The sequence below is a fragment of the Dyadobacter sediminis genome (assembly GCF_005860765.1).
GTDB lineage: Bacteria > Bacteroidota > Bacteroidia > Cytophagales > Spirosomataceae > Dyadobacter > Dyadobacter sediminis.
Genome location: NZ_VCEI01000029.1, coordinates 422,916 through 442,600, shown reverse-complemented (window position 1 = coordinate 442,600; position 19,685 = coordinate 422,916). Strand labels below are relative to the sequence as shown.

Below are 19,685 nucleotides of genomic sequence, written 5' to 3'. Positions count from 1 at the left end.
TCTGGATTTTATTGTTCTTAACGTGTGCTTTCAGCTGTTGTCCAGTTTCTGGAAAACAACGGTTGCCCATTGATTGCGTGTATTCGACCTTAATTTTTTTAAATTGTTTTCCGCTGCGCAGCGTTCGATATCGGCCTGGTCTGTTTCGTAAAAGCCACTTGTTACAAGCCAGCCGCCCGGTTTCAGGTGCTTTACATAAGCCGGGATTTCGCTCAGCAGAATATTCCGGTTGATATTGGCCAGAATTCCTCCAAAAACCTGCTCTTCACGCACATCCGTTATGGTTCCCTGGAATACTTCCGCTTCTGCCGGTAAATCATTCATTGCGAAATTTTCACGTGTATTTTCCACTGCCCATTCGTCGATATCAAAGCCCAGAAGCTGCGTTGCACCCAGTTTATACGCCAGAATCGCCAGGATTCCCGTGCCGCAGCCCACATCCATTACCGCCAGACCTTCATGCGGCAAACCCAGCTGTTCATTCATGACGAGCCACGTGGTTTCATGATGGCCCGTACCGAATGACATTTTGGGCTGAATAAGTAAATCATACCTGAATGCGGGGTCCGACTCATGAAAAACGGCCCTTACGCGGATCTGATCGCCGACTTCAATCGGTTCGTAACTTTTTTCCCATTCCTCGTTCCAGTTCCTTCTTTCTAACGATTTCCATGTTGCCGCTATTGTCGTTAATTCCAGGTATTTGGCTGTCAGTTTATGGATTTCATTTTCATCAAAATCATTTTCCTGAATGTAGGCGAGCAAGCCTTCTTCTGTTTCCACAAATGATTCGAAACCTGCTTCGCCAAGCTCGGCCATTAGAATTTCCGAGAAATCCGGCTCAACTTTCAAATCTAGTTCTATATAATTCATTACAATTTAATGGTTTTAAAATGGGAAGTGAAGGTGTGGAAAATTTTCAGGAATGCAGCCTCAACAACTTTGCCGATTCATGATTAATTGTCCTAAATTGTTGAATATTCTTAAATTTGACAAAAACGCTTACATAAAGCCATGTATACAGCTATCAAAGGAGTTTATGAAAATGGCGTTCTTACTTTCATTGAAACGCCGCCATCCATCAAAAAGTCACAGGTTGTCGTTTTATTTATGGACGAAAGCCAGCAGGATCAATCTATGGAAGAACAGCCGCAAAAAGGAGTTGTTTTAGGAAGTCTTGCGAATAGAGGATATAATATTCCGGATAATTTTAATGATCCGCTTGAAGATTTCAACGATTATATGTAAATGCAGAGATAATTTATAGATACACAAATTCTGATCTGGGCGCTTATTTCCCCTTTCAAATTATCAGCAGAAATTCTAAAACTATTGTCTTCCAATCAGATTTGCGTTTCTCAAATCAGTATTTTGGAAATTGCAATCAAACAGAAAACGGGAAAACTTACAGCATTGCCAATAGCAATTGATTTATTAGAGAAAGTTATTTTAAATGACGGTTTTGAAATAATTTCTCTTGCAACCAAGCATATAGTCCAGTATGAATCCATTCCTCTCTTTCCTCAGCATCGGGATCCTTTTGACCGTTTACTATTGGCAACTGCTTATTCTGAGCGCATGTCTATAATTTCTGCAGACAGCAACTTTGGGTTATATACTAATTTTATTCAATTAATTAAAGCATAGAAAATAATGCAAAAACCCGCTAACATCATCTTTGGAGATATTAACGGGCTTTATTAAGCTATTCAAAACTTACGGCTTCCTCCTTTTCGCAGCCAGATCGTGCGCGGTATCGTAATAGGAGCGAAGATTCATCCAGTCGAATACATCGGAAATGTTTTCAACACGGTTTCGCTGCATGATACGGTCGCGGCGCTGCATTCTTACGAATTTGAACAAAATATCGGCCAGCTGATCTGCAGCCTGCGTAAACGTCTGTGACTTTCTGTTGATCACGTAAATTCCTCTGTTTTCGTAATCCCGCATGATCTGCATAATGTAATCCCCGAAACCGGAAAGGTCGCTGGTTACCGTAGGAACGCCGCGCACAACGCATTCAAGCGGCGTGTAGCCCCAAGGTTCGTAATAACTTGGAAAAACACCCAAATGGCAGCCACGTACAAACTGGCCGTAATCGAGCCCGAAAAGCGGGTTTGTGGAAGAAATAAAATCCGGATGATAAACGATCTTGACACGATCGCGTTCGTTGTTAACGAGGTTCGCTCTTTTACAAAAATCAGTGATGCCGTCTTCTTCTTTAAGATCGTGCGTTACAAATGCCGGAAGTTTGTCTGTTTTCCAGCTTTGTATCGTCCGGCGTAGCCGTAAACGCCAATATTCATCCACAAAATTGTTGAGGTCGGGCATTTTATGGTCTGCGCCGGCGGCAGCGGCATGAAAAAGTTTTTCACCCACTTCTTTTTCAATCGCTGTGCACGTTTCCTGCAGTTCATTGAGAACAGCCCGCGACTGCAGTACATCCGGATTGACGGAATAATAAGGCTGCTTGGTAACGATAAACATCACAACGGTCATGTCCATGTTAGCCTGCACCATTTTCCAGTTGAGGCGTGCAAGTGCTTCCAAAGTAAGGTCATAACCTTTATTACTGTATTCGTAACGTCCTGATGTAAAGAAATAAAGCGTTTTGTCCAGATCAAATGAGTAACTCTGGAAAAAATGACCCATTACAAACTCGTGAATGCGCTCCTTGTGCTTCAAATGCAGGTTCTGGAATTCATGTACCGCCTGAAACCGGACTACGTTCAGGCCGTTCGGCGTCACCAGATCCGGCATTCTTCCCAGAAACACTTCACATTCGCGCGCGGTTACGTCGCTGACCGTTGTAAGCACATGTGCATTCAGCGCAGCTTGTCTTTCCATGGAGCACTGTGCCAGAATGCCATAGTTTTTAGCTTCCTGTTCCCAGTCAAAAAAGGGAAGTTTGCTATAAAACCCGCTAACGTTCTGGGCAAGATAGCGGCCCAGCATGGTGGCATGCGTTGTAAAAGTAGTGGCTATTTTTACATTTTCACGTTTGAGATCGGGAAGTCCGCTGCTGGCCATCCATTCATGGAACTGCGCGTAGATTTCTTCACGTTTGGCATTTTCCTCGGCATATTCCTTAAGAAATATACGTACAAGTTCTCCGAAGCATAATGTCTGGTTAACAAGATGTTCAACATTGATCGTAGGAATCCGGCTGTGCTCCCAAAGTTTGAATTTGATACTGTCCAGATCTTTTTCAATGCTCTCGAGATCAAAAAGTACAACCCGCGGCTTGCCGGTAACGAGCCAGTAACCGTAATAAACATGATAGCCCATATCGCGCATCCTTTTAACGATGCGACCGGCAGGAGAATCGTCCAGATCCGTTATCACTTCAAATTCGGAAGATGCCTTTTTTTCAAAATAGGGGCCCAGCAGAAAGTAGTTATCCTCCCATTTTTCGACCATTGCCGGGACTTTGGTCCGTATTACAGTATAAATTCCTCCAACTTGATTACAAACCTCCCATGCAACTTCAAACAGGACGTTTTTCTTAGTGGTTTTGACAAATGGTTCCAATATGGGATACAGGTTTAAACGTTACTAGCGGTAATTGCAGGAACGTAACTTGTGTTAAGTCACAAAAATCCTTGTAATTACACAATAAATATGCATAAAAATTATTCACAATAACAACAATTTTACTTTATGTTTCTATGCTTTCTGAAAAGCATTGGAACATCCTGACGCATGATATATAACAAAGTCAAGAATGTCCGGTATAACTCTCAGCCGACAAGTACGGGCAATTCCATGCCTGTTTAAATGAATATAAGTTTGTTCTCAGCTAACTTTGTTCCAAATTACGTTACTTTGATTGGATTAACATTTTGCATTGGTTAGATAGTGAAAAAAATTAAAATAGTTGCTCTTTCCTTTATACTTATCCTGTTTTTAATGGAAAGCTGCATAGCCCAGTCGACAGAAACTGACGAAATTTTACCTCCAAAAAGAGAATTCAGAGCAGTTTGGATAGCAACCGTTGACAACATCGACTGGCCTAGCAGTAAAAATCTTATACCTGAAGAGCAGCAGGAAGAATTTTCATCTCTTCTGGATTTTCATAAGAAAGTAGGCATGAATGCGGTTTTCGTTCAGGTAAGAGCTGCGGGGGATGCATTTTATGCCAAAAGCCCCGAGCCGTGGTCTGAATGGCTTACGGGCAGACAGGGCAGGCAGCCCGTTCCCATGTGGGACCCGCTGGATTTCATGATCCGGGAAGCACATAAGCGCGGACTTGAATTTCATGCATGGCTCAACCTGAACCGGCTTGTACATAAATCCTCCACAAGCGTCTCCTCTGAAAATATCAGCCGCGTGCATCCCGAATGGATTATCAGTTACGACGGCTACAAACTTTTTGACTTCGGGATTCCCGAAGCGCGGCAGTTTATCACAGATATGACGGTGAATGTGGCCCGGAATTACGATGTGGACGGCATTCACTTTGACGACTATTTTTACCCGTATGCCGTACCCGGACAAGTTATTCAGGATGATGCGTCGTTCCGGAAATACGGTGAAGGGTTTACAAGCAAGGCCGACTGGCGCAGGCATAATGTGGATTTACTTGTGAAATCAATCCATGATGCGCTGGAAGCATTGAATCCGCGTCTGAAATTTGGCATCAGTCCGTTCGGTGTATGGCGAAACAAAGACCGCGACCCGGAAGGATCAAAGACTTTCGGAGCACTGGCGTCCTATGACGATTTGTTTGCAGACAGCCGCAGATGGATCAAAGAAGGCTGGATCGATTACATTGCGCCGCAGGTTTACTTTTCCTCAGGATTCAACCGTGTTCCTTATAAAAACCTTGTAGACTGGTGGGCAGAAAACAGCTTTGAACGGCATTTATACATCGGAATGGGCGTATATCGTGTCGGTTACAAGGACAAAGATACGCATTGGGCCAATCCGGCCGAAGTTCCGAACCAGATCCGATACTCCAGAGAAACAGCGTCCAACGGCACTATATTTTTCAGTTCACGTTCCATTCGAGGCAACAGTCTCGGATTTGCCGATTCGTTGCGAAATGACTTTTTCCGTTATCCGGCACTGATCCCGACGATGCCTTGGAAAGACCGTATTCCGCCGCTTTCCCCAAAAAGTCTGAAAGCAACCTTACTTTCCAAAGGAATAGAACTGACATGGGAAAAACCGGATGCTGCCGCTGACGGCGACCGCGCGTGGTATTACGTTGTGTATCGTTTTGAACCGGAAGAAAAAGCTACTGCCTACGATCCGCGACGCATCATTGGCATGTGTTATGAAGGTGAAAAAATCATTGATCTTACTGCTGAAACCGGCAAACGGTATGTTTATTATGTAACAGCCGTAGATCGCCTTCACAACGAAGGACGGCCGATCGGCCCTTTGCGCGTAGAGTTGCAGGATCAGAAACTGGTTAGATTTTAATACAATGGCAAATACAATTCAGTACGAATACAAACCGGAATACCTCGCTGCTTCCATTCCTTCGAAATACAAGCCTGAAAACCTTCGTACCGAGGAAATGATCCTGAACATGGGACCGCAGCATCCTTCCACGCACGGCGTTCTGCGGCTTGAAGTCGTAACGGATGGCGAAGTGATTGTGGATGTCGTTCCGCATCTGGGTTACTTGCACCGCTGCTTTGAAAAACATGCCGAATCGCTGCCGTTCAATCAGGTTATTCCTTATGTGGACCGACTGGATTACGTGGCTGCCATGAACTCCGAGCATGCCTATGTGATGGGCGTGGAAAAAATGCTTGGCATTGAAAACGATATTCCAAAACGCATCGAATACATCCGTGTTGTGGTTGCAGAACTCAACCGCCTTGCTTCGCACTTTGTTGCGCTGGGAACTTACGCGATGGATATTGGTGCCTACACGCCGTTTTTGTGGATGATGCGCGACCGCGAGCAGATTCTGCGCCTGCTGGAATGGATTTGTGGCGCCAGGATGCTTTACAATTACATCTGGATCGGCGGATTGTTTTATGATTTACCCGTTGGTTTTGAAGAAAGATGCCTTGAATTTGTCAAATATCTGAAACCGAAGCTGATTGAATTGCAGCAGCTTGTCGTCGATAACAAGATTTTTATTCAGCGTACGGCGAATGTAGGCGTTCTGCCGCTGCCGGTTGCGATCAATTACGGCTGCACCGGCCCGATGCTGCGTGGTTCGGGCTTGCGGTATGATCTCAGAAAAGTGGATGCTTACTCTGTTTATCCGGAACTTGACTTTGATATACCGATTGGTGAAGGAAAAATGGGAACTACCGGCGACTGCTGGGACCGGGCCTGGGTTCGTGTGCTGGAATGCTGGGAATCGGTTAAAATGATTGAACAAAGCCTTGAACAGCTTACGGGTAATTACAAAAGAACACGCGATTTTGACCCGCAAGCCGTTGTTCCGAAGAAAATACGTCCGAAAGCCATGGACTTTTACGCAAGAGGGGAAACTTCAAAAGGCGAACTGGGATTTTATTTCAGAGCGGACGGACGTTCCGATATTCCGTTCCGCTGCAAGGCGCGGTCCTGTTCGTTTCATAACCTTTCCGTCATAGGTGAAATCTCGAAAGGTGCGTTGCTGGCCGACGTGATTGCCATTATAGGATCGATTGATATTGTAATGGGCGAAGTAGACCGCTAATTAAAAAAGCCGCTAAGCGGCTTTTTTAATTAATAATATATTTTCAAAACTAAGCTTCCTGCGTAGCGCCTACAAGATCATGCTTTGCAAGAAACTCGGCGATCTGAACGGTGTTGGTTGCAGCGCCTTTGCGAAGGTTGTCGGCTACGATCCACAGATTAAGCGTTTTTGGCTGCGACTCGTCGCGGCGGATGCGGCCTACAAAAGTTTCGTCCTTCCCATGCGCAGTAAGCGGCATCGGATACACGGCATTTTTAGGATCATCCTGAATAATGACGCCTTCTGCTTCGCTTAAAATCTGACGAACTTCATCCAGATCAAATTCATTTTCAAATTCAATATTGACTGCTTCCGAATGGCCGCCGATGGTTGGAATGCGAACGGTTGTAGCGGTAACAGCAATGCTGTCGTCGCCCATGATTTTCTTGGTTTCGTTCGTCATTTTCATTTCTTCCTTCGTGTAGCCATTGTCAAGAAACACGTCAATATGCGGCAATACATTCAGGTCGATCTGATGCGGATATACTTTTTCTGTGCTGTGGTCGCCGGTACGTTCTGAAAAAAGCTGATCAACGGCTGCTTTTCCGGTTCCGGTTACCGATTGATAAGTGGAAACAACCACACGTTTGATTTTATATTTTTTATGCAGCGGATTCAGAACCACTACCATCTGAATTGTTGAGCAATTTGGATTTGCAATGATTTTATCTTCCTTTGTCAGTTCGCCGGCATTGATTTCCGGAACAACCAGTTTTTTGGTCGGATCCATACGCCATGCCGATGAATTGTCAATAACCGTAATTCCAGCTTCTGCAAATCTTGGGGCCAAAGCTAATGAAGTGCCTCCGCCAGCAGAAAAAATCGCAATTTCAGGTTTGGATGCAATCGCTTCCTCAAATCCGATTACCTTGATCTGTTTACCCTTGAATGTAACTTCCTTGCCTATTGATCTTTCGGATGCAACAGCCAATAATTCTGTTACCGGGAAATTACGCTCTTCGAGCACTTTGAGGATTTCGCCGCCCACCAGACCGGTAGCGCCTACTACTGCGATTTTCATTCTTGCATTAAGATTAAAAATGGATAAAATATGATTACTTTTTGCCTCGGTAAGGCTGAAAAGTGGCGCAAATTTACAATGAATTTTAGAATGAACGACGTTTTGAAATCATTAATGTATTTAAATTCAGCTTTGAACACACTATTTCAGCATTTCAGTTTTACAGGTTCAGGCATTTTCCGGCTCAAACTGGTATAGTTCAAAAGGCGTAATGCAGAAGTTCAGTGGAATGTCAAATTCATTTTTGTCCGAAATTTCCTTTACCGGTTTAAAAAATGACAGTCCGATTCTGACAACATCCGGCCTGCATTTCGTAAAAAACCGGTCGTAATAACCTCCTCCGTAACCGACACGAAATCCGCTTTCATCCAATGCAAGCAACGGAACCAGAACCGCGTCGATGGATTCCGGATTGATCTTTTTAGAAACAATGGGGTCTGGCTCGGGAATTTTCCATTGGTTGGTGATCAGTTCGGTTTGTTCATCCAGCAGAAAATGCTCCATTTCCCTTGTGCCCGGAATGATGTACGGAACGGCAATTTGAATAGACGGAAAAGACTTGCGGATCACAGAAATTATTTTCCAGGTATCGATTTCTCCGGAATCAAGTTGTGGCAGAAAAGTGTGAATGTTTCTGAACGGCTTGTTTATCAGGAACTTTTCAACATTTGCCGTAATATGTGTATCAAAATTTTCCTTTTCTTCTTTGGTCAAAAGCTTTCTTTTATTCAGAAATTCCTGACGTAAAGCGGATTTGTTCATTGCAGACAACAGTCTTTTTTGATTTGCAAGATGAGGAAATTTCGCCTTTTTATTCTATTGTTCGTACTTTCACGGTCTGATTTCAAAATCTTTAACTATTGTACAGAATTAGGACATGAGCAAAATTAAAGTTGAAAATCCCGTTGTAGAGCTGGATGGCGATGAAATGACCCGGATCATCTGGAAATTTATCAAGGAAAAACTGATTTTACCTTATCTGGATGTAGATATCAAATACTACGATCTGGGCGTGGAATACCGCGATGAAACCAATGACCAGGTTACAGTTGATGCAGCCAATGCGATCAGGGAATATGGCGTGGGTATCAAATGCGCAACGATTACACCGGACGAAGACCGCGTTAAGGAGTTCAATCTGAAACAAATGTGGAAATCGCCAAACGGAACAATCCGGAACATTCTGGACGGAACCGTTTTCCGCGAGCCGATCGTCATGAGCAACGTACCGCGTCTGGTTACCAACTGGACTGCACCGATTATCGTAGGACGTCATGCTTTCGGCGATCAGTACAAGGCTACGGATTTTGTTGTTCCGGGAAAAGGCAAGCTGACGATCAAATTCGAAGGTGAAGACGGACAAGTAATCGAGCACGAAGTGTATCAGTTCAAAGGTGCGGGTGTTGCCATGGGAATGTACAACATCGACGAATCCATCCGCGGATTTGCACATGCCTGCTTCAACGTTGCTATGGATAAAGGATGGCCTTTATACCTTTCAACCAAAAATACAATCCTTAAAAAATACGACGGCCGCTTCAAGGATATTTTCCAGGAAGTATACGAACAGGAATATGCAGGAAAAGTACATTACGAGCACCGTCTGATCGATGACATGGTTGCTTCTGCATTGAAATGGGAAGGAAACTTTGTGTGGGCTTGTAAAAATTATGATGGTGACGTTCAGTCGGATACTGTTGCGCAGGGCTTTGGCTCACTGGGTCTGATGACTTCCGTACTGGTGACACCCGATGGCAAGGTAATGGAAGCGGAAGCAGCGCACGGAACGGTAACGCGCCACTATCGCGAGCATCAGAAAGGAAGACCAACTTCCACCAACCCGATTGCTTCTATCTTTGCATGGACACGCGGACTCGCGTTCCGTGGAAAACTGGACAATAACCAGCCATTGATCGATTTCTGCCATGCACTTGAAAAAGTGTGTATCGAAACGGTAGAAAGTGGTAAAATGACAAAGGATCTGGCAATTGGTGTTCACGGAAATGATGTGAAACACGGCGACCATTATCTTTATACCGAAGAATTCCTTGAAGTTATTGATACCAATCTGAAAGCTGCATTGGCGCAATAATCATAATTGAAGAATAAGAGCTGCCGGTTTCTTGATGATGCCGGCAGCTTTTTTTATGCTCAGGTATCATTTTAGTACAAAATTATTTACTTGTATGAACCAGAAAACACAACGCCCTTGAACCTCAGGATTACAGGCATACTGACCTTTATAACTTACCTGATAATCACAGGCTTGAATGCTGACGGTCACCCTTTACAGTCGAGTGGAAACACCGCTGAGGACAATGCGGATTCCATTGCAAAAGTTGTGGCACAGAAAGACATTATGGATGTGCTTCGCCAACTGAAGAAAAAGGAAAAGCAAAGTCCTGCCAAAGTAGATACCACCGTAAAAACGGGAAAACTTTTATTTTCCATCATTCCTGCTTTTGGTTATACATTGTCTTCCGGCTTTATCGGGTCCATCAATGTAAACAGTGCTTTTTATTCCAGTAATCCAAAAACAACGAGGATTTCCAGTATTACCACCAATTTCATTTATACCCAGTACAAACAGATCACTGTGCCTTTACAAGCCAATATCTGGACAAAAAACAACGATTATAATATTCTGATTGACTGGCGCTTTTTCAAATATCCGCAGGATACTTACGGACTTGGGCCGAATACAGAAATAAGCAATGCGAGTAAAATCGATTATTCGCATCTTCGCCTGCATCAATCGGTTCTTAAAGAAATCGGCACATCATTTTTCATCGGTGTCGGGTATTTGTTCGACCGAAGATGGAACATAAAGGAGCAGGATAAAAATGTGGATGTTCAGGAATACGGTTTACCGCCTACTTCCGTTTCTGCCGGCCCCGTTGCCACATTGCTATACGACAGCAGAAAGAACTCCATTAATCCGGAACAAGGGTTTTATACCAGTATACAGTTCCGTTCCAACATGAAACGCCTGAAAAGCACCACAAACTGGCAATCGTTAATTGTAGACATTCGCAAGTACATCAATCTTCCGGCAGGAAGCCAGAATACATTAGCCTTCTGGAATTATAACTGGCTTACTCTGAGCGGCAAACCGCCTTATCTGGATTTGCCAAGCACAGGCTGGGACCCGACGAACAATCTGGGACGCGGTTACATTCAGGGACGTTTCCGAAGTCTCAACCTTTTGTATCTCGAATCGGAATACCGCTTTGCCATTACAAGGAACGGCCTGCTGGGCGGCGTAGTTTTCGGCAATGCGCAGAGCGTATCTGATTATCCTTCAAACAACTTCACCAAAGTAGCTCCCGGCGGCGGGTTGGGCCTGCGGATCAAAGTGAATAAAAAATCCAGAGCTAACGCCGCTATTGATTACGGCTTTGGCGCCAAAGGTTCCAGAGGGCTGTTTGTAAGTTTGGGTGAAGTGTTTTAGGAGTTTATATTTAAATTATTAAAATCAACAATGGATTGAACAAGTTGAATGTGCTCGCCTGCACATGCAGCTGTAAAATCATTTTTATCAAAAGATGCCAGTACTTTAATATTGTTTAGTTTGCAGCTTGCAAGTATTAAAGCATCATTTGGTAAAAGGTTGTATTTCTTCATCAACTCCAAGAATTCCTTGATTATTTCATTACCATTCTGTAATACAGTAAACAGAGATAAAAAGTCTTCAGGCTGATCCTTTGATATAATACTGTTTATTTCCTGATTCTCTTTTATAGTTCTCGGTGCCTTTTCACCTTCGATGGCTAAAAGATAAAAAGTATACTCACTCAATACAGTTGAATTTATAACAAGTTCAATATTAGAATTTGCAATTAATTCAAGTAACAACTCCGTTTTAGATTGCTTTTTGAACTCTACCAAAATAGAACTGTCAATAAAAATCTTCTGCTTTTTACTGTTCATGTGCATCAAGTTTACTTAAATCAAAAGATGATTTTTTTGATTGATTCAAGTAATTATGAGCAATGTTGAGTCTTGATTCAGCTGTATTTGAGTTATTCTTTTCAATAGACAAAACAATGACTTCTACCAAGTCATCATTAAAATATTCCGGAAGAGAAATCCTGATTTCTCTGTTTTCCGGCTTTTCAATTAATCTTAGTGCATTCATAAAAGGTCTTTTTTCAAATTTAATAAAAGCTGTTCATTAATCCTCTCTTCCTTCCTTCCGGTTTGCATCGGCCATTCTTACGATTTTTGGTGAAAATCTGGCCAGTACCGTAACCAGTTCGGATTGGGCGGCAATGACGTCTTCAATGTTCTTGTAAGCCATTGGCGATTCGTCCAGATCTCCGCCCGTAAGCTGAATGCCGGCTTCTTCCAGAACTTTGTTCATCTGGCTCTGCGTAACCGAACTCAGGGCTTTTGAGCGTGACATCAGTCTTCCGGCGCCATGCGATGCCGAATTCAGTGCCTCGGCATTTCCTTTTCCTCTGATAATATAACCCGGCTGGCTCATGGAACCTGGTATAATGCCAAGATCGTTAATTCCGGCCGGCGTGGCGCCTTTGCGGTGAACAATCACTTCGGTGCCGTCGGCAAGCTGCTCTTTCCACGCAAAATTATGGTGATTCTCAATCATTTTTAAAGGCTTTTCCCTGAGCTCTTTGGCAATTTTGTAGTGGATTTCATGATGGTTTGCGGACGCATACTCGCCGGCAAGATTCATTCCGATCCAGTATTCCTGTCCTTCCTGCGTGTTCAGGTCGAGCCAGGCGAGGTGTGCGGCCTGCTTTGGCAATTTTGTTTTCTGCATGGCCAGTTTGGAGTAATAATTGGCAATATTGGCGCCGAGGCCGCGCGAGCCCGAATGAGAAAGCAAGGCCATGTATGCACCCTTTGGCAAGTCCAGCAAATCATCTTCTTCCAGCACTTCCACAATTCCCCATTCCACAAAATGATTTCCTGTTCCCGAAGAGCCAAGCTGACGGTATGCCTTGTCTTTCAGGCTGCTGATCAGCTTTGTGGCTTTCCATTCCGGACGGTCCATTACGCTGTCGTCGTACTTGCGGCCTGTTTCTCCGCCCATACCGAACTTTGTATTTTCCAGCAAAACCTTTTTCAGTAAGTGCGGCTCCCGTTTCAGGTAGTTGGCCGGCAAATTAAAAACAGACATACACATGCGGCATGCAATGTCCACACCCACGGCATACGGAATCACTTTATCGTGTTCGGTTGCCAACACGCCGCCTATGGGAAGTCCGTAACCCTGATGCGCGTCGGGCATCAGAGCGCCTGCTCTGGAAATGGGCAGACTTACAGCCGTTTCCATTTGTGCCAAAGCGCCTTCTTCAATATGTTCTTTTCCGTACACGGCGTAATGCAATTTGTCTTCGCGCAGGTCAAACTGCTTTGTAATTTGTCCGATATCCTGATCCATCGTCATGACGGCCTCTTCGTTTACAAGAAATTCACGTCCGGTTTCAGTCAGGGAAATTTCCACGCCGTTTTTCCGGGATTCAAAAACTGCCTTGGCAAGATTCGTCAGTTTGTTTTTGGAAAAAGCATACTTTTTAGGGTTTTCCATCATCCGGACCAGTTGCTGCAATACTTTTTCCTTCGGCTGTTTGGCCCGCTGATGCAGTCCGTTGGCAACGCGCAGAAACATTTCATGCAGGCTTTCCGGAATGTTGATCAGTAACTGTATTTCTTCAATTGTTATGTATGATTCCATCGTATTGTTGATAAATAGGTATAATCAATGATGCTGTTCTGGTAGTATAATTATGTAATACTCCGTTTCTGGCGTTTGGTCACAATTGGTATTTCCTAAATCTTTCTTTGTATATCACAGCGCAACTTCTAAAAAACCCATACCTTTGCGGGCAATTTGTTGACACAGATTGCAGTACCTTCTTTAACTTAATTATCATTGCAATGTCCGCAGTAGCAGAGCAAACACAGGTGGAGTCCCGGTTGTTGGCCGACCGCATCAACGCCCTCGAAGAATCTTCGACGCTGGCGATGACCAAAATGGCCCGTGAACTGGCCGCAAAAGGCCATAGAGTAATCAGTCTGAGCGTAGGAGAGCCAGACTTCAAAACGCCCGCACATATTTGTGAGGCCGCAAAAAAAGCCATTGATGATGGTTTCCACGGTTATTCGCCGGTAGCAGGATATCCTGATCTGCGAAAGGCCATTGCTGACAAGCTGCAACGTGATAATAATATAGACTGGAAACCGGAAAATATTGTGGTTTCAACGGGTGCCAAGCATTCCTTAGCCAATGTAATTCAGGTGCTGGTCAATCCGGGCGATGAAGTAATCATTTTTGCGCCATACTGGGTAAGTTACTCCGAAATGGTAAAACTCGCAGAAGGAAAATCGGTCATTATCGACGGTGCTTTTGAAAATGATTTCAAGGTAACTGCCGCTCAGCTGGAAGCAGCCATTACGCCGCGTACAAAGGTTGTGATGTATGCTTCGCCCAACAATCCGACTGGTGCCGTTTATTCTGAAAAAGAATTGAGGGAAATTGCTGCGGTAATCGAAAAGCATGAAGGCATTTACATCCTGGCCGATGAAATTTATGAATATATCAATTTTACCGACGAAGGCCATTTCAGTATCGGATCCATTCCGGCGCTGAAAGACCGTGTCATCACGGTTAACGGCGTAGCGAAAGGTTATGCCATGACAGGCTGGCGGATCGGGTTTACGGCAGCAGCGAAATGGATTTCGGATGGAGTGGAAAAATTGCAGGGACAAGTTACTTCCGGTACCAATTCCATTGCACAAAAAGCCGCAACCGCCGCTTTCAACGGACCGATGGAACCTTCCATTGAAATGGCAAAAGCATATCAGCGCCGCCGGGATCTGGTGATCGGTTTACTAAAAGAAATCCCAGGATTTAAAGTGAATGTTCCGCAAGGCGCATTTTATGCTTTCCCGGATGTAAGTTATTACTTCGGAAAATCGGACGGAACGACGGTTATCAGCAACTCTGACGATTTTTCAAACTGGCTGCTTAACAATTCATACGTTTCAACAGTAGCAGGTTCCGGCTTTGGCGCCCCAAATTGTATCCGTATCTCAACAGCCGCCGCCGATGAAGCACTTGTAGAGGCAGTTCAGCGCATTAAAGATGCTGTTTCAACTTTAAAATAATCCGTTTTGAAATCTTAAAAGCCTCATAGGTGTTACCTGTGAGGCTTTTGTGTTCTATAACCGTTGAAAATCACAGTTACAGATTCACCTAATGAAGCCAATTGCCAAAAGCTAACAGCTAAACAATGAGTAAATATTATTTTTTGAAAGTAAAGGAAATTGAAAAAGAAACGGAGGAGGCTTCGACCATACATTTCTGGCATCCGCTCAATGAAGTCGTTGCATACCGGCCCGGACAATTTCTGACGTTGCTGCTGCCTCAGGATGACAAGAAAATAAGGCGTTCGTATTCCATGTCGAGTTCTCCGTATACGGATGTTTCGTTGGCAATCACGATCAAACGCGTTCCCGGCGGCTATGCTTCCAATCTGCTTCTGGATACGGTTAAAGAAGGAGACGTACTGGAAGCCATGGAACCCATGGGCACGTTTTTCCCGAAACAGGCCGATGACCAGACGAGACAAGTTGTGTTCGTCGGAGCGGGAAGCGGCATAACACCCTTGTTTTCTATTTTAAAATCCATTTTGATGGTGGAACCTGAAAGCGAGGTTTTTCTCATTTATGGAAGCCGTAATGAAGAAAGTATCATTTTTAAAAATAAAATTGCCGCTCTGGAAGCCAAGTATGGCAAACGGCTGAAAGTTGTACATACGCTCAGCCAGCCGTCCGAAGCATGGAATGGGGAAAAAGGCCGTTTGAACAAAAGCCATCTGTTGAAAATCATGGAAGGCATGCCGGAGCTGGATAAAACACAAGCGGAGTTTTTTATCTGCGGGCCGGAAGATATGATGGAAGAAGCACACAGGGCATTGTCCATTCTTGCTGTTCCCGATTCGAAAATCAGGAAAGAAAGTTTTCTTACCGTAACCGCTGCACATCCGGGTGAAGTGATTGTGGAAGAAGAAAGTTCATTGAAAACAAGGGAAATCACGTTGTTTTATGAAGGTGCAGAGTACAAGCTGCCTGTAAAACCGCATGAAACCGTTCTGGAAGCGGCATTGAATATGGACATTGACTTGCCTTATTCCTGTCAGGCGGGCATGTGTACGGCTTGCCTTGGCAGATGCGTTTCGGGAAAAGTACATCTCGACGAAGAAGACGCGCTTTCGGAAGCAGAGTTAAATGAAGGATTTATACTGACGTGCGTTTCGCATCCGATGAGTGACGACGTGATTATTGAAGTAGAATAAAAAATTTAAATTAAACAAAAAAGCAGGCTGGAATAAATACAGCCTGCTTTTTTGTTTAAGAATTTATCTGACAGGCGGTGCCGGCGGAGGCGTTGGCGCAACGGGTACCGGAGCTGGTTTTGGTGCTTTCTTTATTTTTGCCTGCGGTGCACGGGCAGGTTTTGGCGGTCTGGGCGGCTTTGGAGCAAAGGCCATTTCAAGTTTCTCCATTTCGCGTGATTCAACTTCCATTCTACGACCGATTTCTTCCATCTTGCCGTTTATTTCTTGCATCTCCCTTTCCAGCTTATGCAATGGCTCTTCTGCATTCAAGGCTTCTTTGCGGCTGGCCGAAATTTGGGAATTCAGTTCAGCTATGTTTTGCTCATGAGCTTTAATTTGCTGTTCAAAGTCTGCAAGTTGCTTTTCCAGATCAGCTTCGTTTGATTTTGCTTTTCCGGATTCGAAATTATTTTCAAATACGGCAGAGCGTTTTTCCATCAGTTCAGACCTTGCTTCTGCTACGCGCTGTTTTTTCCATTCAATTTTTTGTATTTCCCTTTCAAATCTTTCCACTTCAAAGCGCTGTTTTTCCATTTCAAGGTTCAAATCTTCCATTCTGCGTTGAAAAGGCTCCATTTCGGATTGAAGCGCCTGCATTCTGCGATGGAATTCACCCATTTTCTGATTGAGCGAATCATTGTCAAAATCAAACGAGAATTCGGAAAGATCAAAGTCAATGTCTATTTCTTCAGGCATTTCCATTTCAACTTCTTCCGGATCTTCATTCACTTCGGCTATTTCTTCTTCGTCCACATTTTCCTCTGTTGAAACGGATTGTTTTGGAGAAACAGGCTTTGCCGTCTTTACTTTTTCCTTATTTTCTGTTTTCTGGGCAACTGCATACACAGACAATCCTACGATCATGCCGGCGGCCAGCAAAATTACAGGCAGGTTTATGAAATTTCCCGTGGATTTGGGTTTTACGCCCAGTACCCTTTGTATACGCTGTAAAAGCAATGGCTTTTTGGACGCAAATGCCATGGCGAGTTCCGGTGAAGACTGCCATTCGGCTACCTTTACAAGTGCATGTGCAAGTGACATTTTATCACCGCAGACACGGAGTGCAATGTCGTCGCAGCAGTGCTCGCGTTCCATACGGATACGATCGGAAAGCCACCAGATAGCCGGATGAAAAAAGAAGATAACCTCCACAAACGACTGCATCAGATTAATCAGATAATCATTTCTGCGTATGTGTGCAAGTTCGTGCGCCAGAATGGCTTCTACCTGCGCAGTAGAAAATCCGGTAAGCAATCCGATCGGAATCAGAACGACCGGATTAAATGCTCCGATTACCATGGGTGTCAGGATTCTGGCGGATTCCTTGAATTCAATGATCCGGGAAATGTTCATTTTGGCTGTAATGATACCAAAACGCGCGCGCCATTCTTTATCCATGATGATGTTGGCCTGAGAACGTAACCTTTCAGTAAAAATCCAGCCGCCGGCAAATCTGAGTAACAATATGCCTGCGCCGATCAGCCAGCAGATTACAAGCTCATGCAAGTGTGCCGAAAGCCACAGCTGGAATTTCAAGGTAGCCGGAAGTTCATGCGCAATTGATTTGAAAGCAGCCGCCGAATTCAGTGAAACATTATTGTTTAATATATTCTTAGCCAGAAGGGCGGGAGATGACTTTAAGTTGTAATAACCAAACGTAATTCCGGAAGCAATCAGCTGAGCAAGCAAGAAAGAAACACCGGTTATATAGCGGGCATGCGCAGAATATCTTCTGGAGAAGTAAAAAACAACTGCGGCTACAATCATCAGCAGTGTACCCTGCCATACAGAATGTACAAGTGTCCAGCCAAAGGCAGACACAACAGAATCTGAAAGTAAACTAGAAATGATTTTCATGACTTACGGTTATTTTCCAGGTTATTAAGCAATTCACGGATTTCGTCTAATTCTTCCTTGGAAGTGGAATGGTTTCCAAGTGCCTGCATAACCATTTGTGCTGCAGAACCCTGAAATACAGTTTCCACCATTTTGCCCAGAAGGTTCTGCTGCGTTTCTTCCTGCCCAAGAAGCGCTACATAGATGTGCGACCGGCCGTTCTCTGTTCGGTATAGCAGGCCTTTGTCATGCATAATCTGCATTAATTTCAGGGTTGTGGTATAACCTACATCTTTTATAGCTGACAGTGCATCATGCACGGCTCTTACGGTACTGGGACCCGCCTGCCACAAGTAGTTCAGGATTTCCAGTTCGGATTCTGTTGGCTTGATATACATAATATTGGCTTTATACGATGATCTTCGTACCAAATATCTACGAAAAAAATCGTACAATCAAGTCCTGAGTACGATTTTTTTCGTATGAAGTGAATAATTTTATATAACTAATTTATAATAAAGATATTAAACAAAAAAATCCGCTTAAAAAATAAGCGGATTCCAGTATGAAATTTGCAATTCTTTATTTCTAGACATAAGTGTTCAGCATAACCGGCATAACTAGCATCAGAATATCTTCATTTTCCTCCTGATCAACCGGAATGATCAGTCCGGCACGGTTTGGTGCAGAAAGTTCAAAAGTGATCGTTTTGCTGGAAAGGTTTCCAAGTACTTCAATCAGGAATTTCGCATTAAAACCGATTTCCATATCATCGCCATTGTATTCACACATCAGGCGCTCGTTGGCTTCATTGGAATAATCAAGATCTTCCGCCGATATAATAAGGTCGTTGAGTGAAAGTTTCAGACGAACCTGATGTGTAGTCCGGTTGGAATAGATGGAAATACGTCTTAATGAACTCAGAATTTCCATTCTGTTGATCGTCAGTGTATTCTGATTGTTGGTCGGAATGGCATTTTCATAATCCGGGAACCGTTCATCAATCAGCCGGCAGATCATGCGGATGTTTCCGAAGCTGAAAAATGCGTTGGATGAAGTAAATTCGGCTTTGACAGGCATATCTTCGGATGGAAGACATGATTTCAGAAGATTCAGCGCTTTACGCTGGATAATCATGGAAGTATCATTGTCGGATTTGATGTCAGTTCTTCTGTAACGAACCAGGCGATGGCCATCCGTTGCCACGAATGTTGCATTTTCACCGCCCATCTGAACAAAAACTCCGGTCATGGCAGGACGAAGATCATCCGTACTGGTGGCAAAAAGGGTGTTTGCAATGGCAGCGCCCAATGCAGATGAAGAAAAATCAACGGACTGACCGCGGTTCACAACGGGTGTTTTTGGAAAATCAATCGGGTTTTCTCCGGAAAGTTTGTAACGGCCGTTATCCGAAACGATCTCGGTTCCGAAAGTCTCATTGTTGACCTGCAGTGTAATGGGCTGCTCGGGCAGTCCGCGAAGTGTATCCAGCAATAATTTGGCGGGAATTGCGATAGCGCCTTTTTCAGCTGATTCCACTTCCACTTCTGTGATCATGACAGTCTGAAGATCGGAAGCAGTGACAGTCAGGGTATTTCCATCCAGAGAAAGCAGAAAATTCTCAAGAATGGGTACTATTGGGTTCGTTGAAACGACACCATTTATCGCTGAGAGCTGTTTAAGAAAAATTGATGACGAAACGACAAACTTCATAATATGTGACGTAAGTGTTATTTGATTAATTTATAGATTTCAGATTTCGGAAGACCGTTCT

Annotated in this window: 18 protein-coding genes; 8 read left to right on the top strand and 10 right to left on the bottom strand. The window is 44.0% G+C overall.

Annotated features, from left to right (window positions below; genetic code table 11):
* Nucleotides 1–30: 30 nt before the first annotated feature.
* Nucleotides 31–873, bottom strand: a complete 843-nt coding sequence (gene prmA / locus FEM55_RS21310) for a 50S ribosomal protein L11 methyltransferase (RefSeq protein ID WP_138283411.1) — start codon at nucleotides 871–873, stop codon at nucleotides 31–33.
* A 141-nt stretch (nucleotides 874–1,014) separates the two neighbouring features.
* On the opposite strand from prmA, the gene FEM55_RS21305 reads away from it, so the two are divergent.
* Together FEM55_RS21305 and FEM55_RS21300 are read left to right on the top strand one after the other, a co-directional pair.
* Entirely contained in the window at nucleotides 1,015–1,248 is a 234-nt protein-coding gene (locus FEM55_RS21305; RefSeq protein ID WP_138283410.1) for a hypothetical protein, read from the top strand.
* Nucleotides 1,249–1,263: 15 nt separating this feature from the next.
* Nucleotides 1,264–1,647, top strand: coding sequence for a type II toxin-antitoxin system VapC family toxin (locus FEM55_RS21300; protein ID WP_138283409.1), 384 nt, complete (start codon nucleotides 1,264–1,266; stop codon nucleotides 1,645–1,647).
* A 69-nt stretch (nucleotides 1,648–1,716) separates the two neighbouring features.
* Here FEM55_RS21300 and FEM55_RS21295 read toward each other — a convergent pair whose 3' ends face one another.
* Nucleotides 1,717–3,531 (bottom strand): glycosyltransferase family protein, encoded by a 1,815-nt coding sequence (locus tag FEM55_RS21295; protein ID WP_138283408.1) that lies wholly within the window; start codon nucleotides 3,529–3,531, stop codon nucleotides 1,717–1,719.
* 378 nt (nucleotides 3,532–3,909) lie between these two features.
* On the opposite strand from FEM55_RS21295, the gene FEM55_RS21290 reads away from it, so the two are divergent.
* Entirely contained in the window at nucleotides 3,910–5,427 is a 1,518-nt protein-coding gene (locus FEM55_RS21290; RefSeq protein ID WP_171036620.1) for a glycoside hydrolase family 10-like protein, read from the top strand.
* Nucleotides 5,428–5,431: 4 nt separating this feature from the next.
* The gene (locus FEM55_RS21285; protein WP_138283406.1) at nucleotides 5,432–6,649 is read left to right on the top strand and encodes an NADH-quinone oxidoreductase subunit D; all 1,218 of its coding nucleotides are present in this window, start codon (nucleotides 5,432–5,434) and stop codon (nucleotides 6,647–6,649) included.
* 49 nt (nucleotides 6,650–6,698) lie between these two features.
* Here FEM55_RS21285 and FEM55_RS21280 read toward each other — a convergent pair whose 3' ends face one another.
* Together FEM55_RS21280 and FEM55_RS21275 are read right to left on the bottom strand one after the other, a co-directional pair.
* Nucleotides 6,699–7,709, bottom strand: a complete 1,011-nt coding sequence (locus tag FEM55_RS21280) for an aspartate-semialdehyde dehydrogenase (protein ID WP_138283405.1) — start codon at nucleotides 7,707–7,709, stop codon at nucleotides 6,699–6,701.
* 168 nt (nucleotides 7,710–7,877) lie between these two features.
* Nucleotides 7,878–8,471 carry a 5-formyltetrahydrofolate cyclo-ligase gene (locus tag FEM55_RS21275; protein WP_138283404.1) on the bottom strand — a complete coding sequence of 198 codons (594 nt, stop codon included), beginning with the start codon at nucleotides 8,469–8,471 and terminating at the stop codon, nucleotides 7,878–7,880.
* A 115-nt stretch (nucleotides 8,472–8,586) separates the two neighbouring features.
* Between FEM55_RS21275 and FEM55_RS21270 the strand changes: the two genes are divergently transcribed.
* Nucleotides 8,587–9,801 (top strand): NADP-dependent isocitrate dehydrogenase, encoded by a 1,215-nt coding sequence (locus tag FEM55_RS21270; RefSeq protein ID WP_138283403.1) that lies wholly within the window; start codon nucleotides 8,587–8,589, stop codon nucleotides 9,799–9,801.
* 117 nt (nucleotides 9,802–9,918) lie between these two features.
* On the top strand, nucleotides 9,919–11,160 hold the full coding sequence (locus tag FEM55_RS21265; RefSeq protein ID WP_138283402.1) for a BamA/TamA family outer membrane protein: 1,242 nt from the start codon (nucleotides 9,919–9,921) through the stop codon (nucleotides 11,158–11,160).
* Here the strand turns inward: FEM55_RS21265 and FEM55_RS21260 are convergent.
* The 3 genes from FEM55_RS21260 to FEM55_RS21250 are packed head-to-tail and all read right to left on the bottom strand — an operon-like array spanning nucleotide 11,157 to nucleotide 13,410.
* On the bottom strand, nucleotides 11,157–11,639 hold the full coding sequence (locus FEM55_RS21260) for a type II toxin-antitoxin system VapC family toxin (RefSeq protein WP_138283401.1): 483 nt from the start codon (nucleotides 11,637–11,639) through the stop codon (nucleotides 11,157–11,159). The two genes, FEM55_RS21265 and FEM55_RS21260, sit on opposite strands and share 4 nt — an antisense overlap.
* Nucleotides 11,629–11,847 carry a hypothetical protein gene (locus FEM55_RS21255; RefSeq protein ID WP_138283400.1) on the bottom strand — a complete coding sequence of 73 codons (219 nt, stop codon included), beginning with the start codon at nucleotides 11,845–11,847 and terminating at the stop codon, nucleotides 11,629–11,631. Before FEM55_RS21255 ends, FEM55_RS21260 begins: the two co-directional genes overlap by 11 nt.
* 36 nt (nucleotides 11,848–11,883) lie before the next feature.
* Nucleotides 11,884–13,410: an RtcB family protein gene (locus tag FEM55_RS21250; RefSeq protein ID WP_138283399.1), complete on the bottom strand. Its 1,527-nt coding sequence runs from the start codon at nucleotides 13,408–13,410 to the stop codon at nucleotides 11,884–11,886.
* 203 nt (nucleotides 13,411–13,613) lie between these two features.
* Here FEM55_RS21250 and FEM55_RS21245 point away from each other — a divergent pair, with 203 nt between their 5' ends.
* Both FEM55_RS21245 and FEM55_RS21240 read left to right on the top strand, forming a co-directional pair.
* Nucleotides 13,614–14,843: a pyridoxal phosphate-dependent aminotransferase gene (locus FEM55_RS21245; RefSeq protein ID WP_138283398.1), complete on the top strand. Its 1,230-nt coding sequence runs from the start codon at nucleotides 13,614–13,616 to the stop codon at nucleotides 14,841–14,843.
* A 125-nt stretch (nucleotides 14,844–14,968) separates the two neighbouring features.
* Nucleotides 14,969–16,033 carry a ferredoxin--NADP reductase gene (locus FEM55_RS21240; RefSeq protein WP_138283397.1) on the top strand — a complete coding sequence of 355 codons (1,065 nt, stop codon included), beginning with the start codon at nucleotides 14,969–14,971 and terminating at the stop codon, nucleotides 16,031–16,033.
* A 63-nt stretch (nucleotides 16,034–16,096) separates the two neighbouring features.
* Here FEM55_RS21240 and FEM55_RS21235 read toward each other — a convergent pair whose 3' ends face one another.
* The 3 genes from FEM55_RS21235 to dnaN all read right to left on the bottom strand — a co-directional run bounded on the left by FEM55_RS21235 (nucleotide 16,097) and on the right by dnaN (nucleotide 19,624).
* Nucleotides 16,097–17,932 (bottom strand): M56 family metallopeptidase, encoded by a 1,836-nt coding sequence (locus FEM55_RS21235; protein ID WP_138283396.1) that lies wholly within the window; start codon nucleotides 17,930–17,932, stop codon nucleotides 16,097–16,099.
* On the bottom strand, nucleotides 17,929–18,309 hold the full coding sequence (locus tag FEM55_RS21230; protein ID WP_138283395.1) for a BlaI/MecI/CopY family transcriptional regulator: 381 nt from the start codon (nucleotides 18,307–18,309) through the stop codon (nucleotides 17,929–17,931). Before FEM55_RS21230 ends, FEM55_RS21235 begins: the two co-directional genes overlap by 4 nt.
* 190 nt (nucleotides 18,310–18,499) lie before the next feature.
* Nucleotides 18,500–19,624, bottom strand: a complete 1,125-nt coding sequence (gene dnaN, locus FEM55_RS21225) for a DNA polymerase III subunit beta (RefSeq protein ID WP_138283394.1) — start codon at nucleotides 19,622–19,624, stop codon at nucleotides 18,500–18,502.
* Nucleotides 19,625–19,685: the final 61 nt, after the last annotated feature.